The sequence below is a fragment of the Pseudomonas sp. PHC1 genome (genome assembly GCF_046487845.1).
Classification (GTDB): domain Bacteria; phylum Pseudomonadota; class Gammaproteobacteria; order Pseudomonadales; family Pseudomonadaceae; genus Aquipseudomonas; species Aquipseudomonas sputi.
This window is the reverse complement of record NZ_JBJXHJ010000045.1, coordinates 1-3,283: the sequence shown is the minus strand read 5'-3', so window position 1 is coordinate 3,283 and position 3,283 is coordinate 1. Positions and strand designations below refer to the sequence as shown.

Here is a 3,283-nt window from a genome sequence, read left to right as displayed (position 1 = left end):
TTGAAATACAAAACGCCCGATGCGATGCATCGGGCGTTGGGGTGAAACAGGTGTAAACCTATTTCAGGACTAGACAGGGGCAAACAGATCAATCAACGCTTCATGGCTTCGCACTGATTGCGCAGGTCCGAATCATGGATGCTCGAACAAGTGCTGCCCTTCTTCGCCTCACAAAAGGCACGCTGGTCGCTGTCATGGATGCTGGAACAGGTACTGCCTTTCTCAGCCTCACATGTTGCGCGCAAATCCGAATCATGAATGCTCGAACACGTACTGCCCTTTTTGGCCTCGCAGTAAGCGCGCTGGTCGCTGTCGTGAATGCTCGAACAAGTACTGCCCTTCTCGGCCTCACATGTCGCGCGCAAATCCGAATCATGAATGCTCGAACACGTGCTGCCGTTTTTCGCCTCGCAGTAAGCGCGCTGGTCGCTGTCGTGGATGCTGGCACAACCGGCAAATGCGTAACCGCTGAACAGCAACAACATCGCAAGAATCAGTTTCATCTCACACTTCCTTGGGTCTGCCGGGAAACAGCCATAGGCCTACCAGTCATCAGACTGGCCCTGTTTAATCAGATTTAAATGAGTCTCACGGAACCTTCAAATCAGCGCTTCATGGCTTCGCACTCGTTTCGTAGGTCGGAATTGCTGATGTAGGAACAACTGCTGCCACTCTGCTTGGCATTGCACAGGGCGCGCTGGTCACTGTCGCTTATGTATGAACAGGAATAGCCCTTCTGCTCCGCCTCGCACGCCGCACGCAGATCCGAGTTATGGATGGACGAGCAACTGCTGCCGTTCTTCTTGGCGTTGCAGTAGTCACGTTGGTCACTGTCGGCGATGTACGAGCAGGATCTACCGTTCACTTCAGCATCACAGGCCGAACGCAAATCAGAGTCGTGGATGTACGAACAACTGCTGCCCTTCTCTCTGGCTTCGCAATAGGCCCGCTGATCACTGTCACTGATGCTGGCGCACCCGGCAAACGTGTATCCGCTGAACATCAACAACATCACAAGCACTAGTCTCATCACACACTTCCTTGGTCGACCAGGAAACAGCCTGGCACTGCTTGAGCCGATGAATGAGCGTCGCGACACGCCATCAAATTGACATCGTTTTTTAGGAAAGTTCCGAAACTGGTTTTCGATGATGTGCAGGTCTGCAAGGTGTTGCACAGGCTTCACGCCACGCCCATCGAGAGATGCCATGAAAAGGCTGAATAGGGTGCTGTTCGACGTGATGCGTCAAGGGCATTTCACCCGATAAACCAGCCATCGGCTGAACCCGAAAAGGTGACTGAATTCCGTAAAGGAATCTGTCACCTTTTTCTTTGAAGCTATTCTTTTGGCGTACTGACCAGGCAGGCGGAGAAGTATTTGTTCTGGAAGTCCGTGGTGGCGGCCTTTTGCAGCGCTTCAGTTTCTTGCCGTGGCTCCTCAAACGCATCTTGAATGAGCTTCTGGTACATCTTGCTGATGAACTCGTTATCCGTTTTATTGGAGAGGTCCCAAAGCGTAGACATGGGTGCCCCTTCCTGGCGCGCCTGCATGACGATCATTGCGGCGTTTTCCAGGATCTTGCAGCCTTGGAGATATTCGTCTTTCGAGATGGCTTGAGCAGAGAAGCTCAGGGTAAGCAATGCGGTACAGGTAAAGAGACGCTTGAGCAGCACAGTGGGCCTTCCTTGAAAAAATGGCCCGAAACTCTATCACCGATGTCGCAAAGCCACCAAATTGACATCAATGCCGGTAACTCGAGCAGTCACTGCAACGTGAATCACAAACGCTCATTCATGCCCCCACAAAAAAGGGACATCAAACGATGTCCCTGTCACGGCGCGGAGCTGTACCTACCGGGCTATAACGCTCAACGCTTCATAGCCTCACACCGCGTACGCAAATCATGGTTGTCGATATTCCCGCAACTGCTGCCGCCGGTCGTGGCGTTGCAGTAGGCACGCTGGTCGTGGTCGTCGATGTTGCCGCAGGAACTGCCACCCTGCTCCGCGTTGCACCGAGCACGTAGGTCATGATCATCGATGTTGCCGCAACTGCTGCCGCTCTTTTTGGCATTGCAATAGGCGCGCTGGTCATGGTCGTCAATGTTGCCGCAGGAACTGCCGCCCTGCTCCGCGTTACACGCCGCCCGCAGATCGTGATTATCGATGTTGCCGCAACTGCTGCCGCTCTCCCTTGCATTGCAATAGGCACGCTGATCGTGGTCATCAATGTTGCCGCAACTGGCAAAGCTGTAGCCGCTGAACATCAACAACATTGCGAGTAATAGTCTCATCACACACTTCCATGGTTGACCAGGAACCAGCCTGGCACTGCTTGAGCCGATGAATGAGCGTCGCGACACGCCATCAAATTGACATCGGTTTTGGGGAAAGTTCCGGGGTTGGAATGTGTGAGGGATTTTTTGATCTGAAAACGGCGTAGGAAATTACTCCGTGTGGTGAGGGAGCTTGTTCTTGCGGGGCTGCGAAGCGGTTCCAAACCCGGCAAGTGTTTTTTCCCTGACACGCCGCAGCACCTGATTTACGCCGGTTGCGCCGCCGAACGGGAGCGAACGCTCTGGCCAGACGTGGTGATTTAGCGTCCTACAGGCTGATTGCGACGGTGGGAATCGTTGCCTAGAGTGGGTCTGTCGCTGAACGAATTTGGCGATAGGGTTTCGCAGCCCTTAAGATTGACACCCTGTTCCGCCTAGCACGGCCGACTCTCGGCTGCGCAAATTTTATGGCGGTTGTGCGTGGGAGACCTTCGGGTCTGCCGGGTCTTGGTGTTAATCCTCCGGTCTGCGAACCCGCGCATAGCTGCCACCCATTTTGTTTCGCAGCAGAACGGTGGCAATTCTTCTCAACAGAGGATTAACACCATGACGACACCGAAACTTATGCGCCACTGTGCAAACATGTCCCACCCGGCCACTGATCACCCCGTCCTACTCATCGATGCTGATGCCCCACTGCGCGACCTCCATGCTTGTGCGAGTGAGCGTCTTAACGCCGTTCTCAAATACCTGGATCTGATGGCCTGCATCCGCCTCCCCGACCATGCAGAACACGACATCTACACTGTGACCACCATTGCCAGGATCATGGTGCAAGACGTGAGTGATATATTTCGAGTTATAGAGCAACGAGGATTCGATGTTCCTGGCTAGAAAATTTGAAGGTGACAGGTTCACATAATTAAATCTGTGGCGGGCTCAACCGGTCAACGCAACGTACACTTTTCGTTCGTTGATTGGAGCAGATTAAGAAATGGCACGTAGCG

5 protein-coding genes are annotated in these 3,283 nt (G+C 53.5%); 1 reads left to right on the top strand and 4 read right to left on the bottom strand.

Features of this window, described 5'->3' with window-relative positions; genetic code table 11:
* Positions 1-92 precede the first annotated feature (92 nt).
* The 4 genes from ACKJSM_RS28545 to ACKJSM_RS28530 form a co-directional block, all read right to left on the bottom strand.
* Positions 93-503, bottom strand: a complete 411-nt coding sequence (locus tag ACKJSM_RS28545) for an MSCRAMM family adhesin SdrC (RefSeq protein WP_236181688.1) — start codon at positions 501-503, stop codon at positions 93-95.
* 101 nt (positions 504-604) lie between these two features.
* Positions 605-1,030 carry a hypothetical protein gene (locus tag ACKJSM_RS28540; protein ID WP_410239526.1) on the bottom strand — a complete coding sequence of 142 codons (426 nt, stop codon included), beginning with the start codon at positions 1,028-1,030 and terminating at the stop codon, positions 605-607.
* Between the two features lie 308 nt (positions 1,031-1,338).
* Entirely contained in the window at positions 1,339-1,674 is a 336-nt protein-coding gene (locus ACKJSM_RS28535) for a hypothetical protein (protein ID WP_410239525.1), read from the bottom strand.
* 194 nt (positions 1,675-1,868) lie between these two features.
* The gene (locus ACKJSM_RS28530) at positions 1,869-2,294 is read right to left on the bottom strand and encodes a hypothetical protein (RefSeq protein WP_039770908.1); all 426 of its coding nucleotides are present in this window, start codon (positions 2,292-2,294) and stop codon (positions 1,869-1,871) included.
* Between the two features lie 588 nt (positions 2,295-2,882).
* Between ACKJSM_RS28530 and ACKJSM_RS28525 the strand changes: the two genes are divergently transcribed.
* Positions 2,883-3,170: a fructose-bisphosphate aldolase gene (locus tag ACKJSM_RS28525; RefSeq protein ID WP_410239524.1), complete on the top strand. Its 288-nt coding sequence runs from the start codon at positions 2,883-2,885 to the stop codon at positions 3,168-3,170.
* Positions 3,171-3,283: the final 113 nt, after the last annotated feature.

What these genes read in the sequence shown, in the direction of transcription:
- ACKJSM_RS28530 (WP_039770908.1), bottom strand. Translation starts at nt 2,294, where the DNA reads ATGAGACTATTACTCGCAATGTTGTTGATGTTCAGCGGCTACAGCTTT.
- ACKJSM_RS28545 (WP_236181688.1), bottom strand. Translation starts at nt 503, where the DNA reads ATGAAACTGATTCTTGCGATGTTGTTGCTGTTCAGCGGTTACGCATTT.
- ACKJSM_RS28540 (WP_410239526.1), bottom strand. Translation starts at nt 1,030, where the DNA reads ATGAGACTAGTGCTTGTGATGTTGTTGATGTTCAGCGGATACACGTTT.
- ACKJSM_RS28525 (WP_410239524.1), top strand. Translation starts at nt 2,883, where the DNA reads ATGACGACACCGAAACTTATGCGCCACTGTGCAAACATGTCCCACCCG.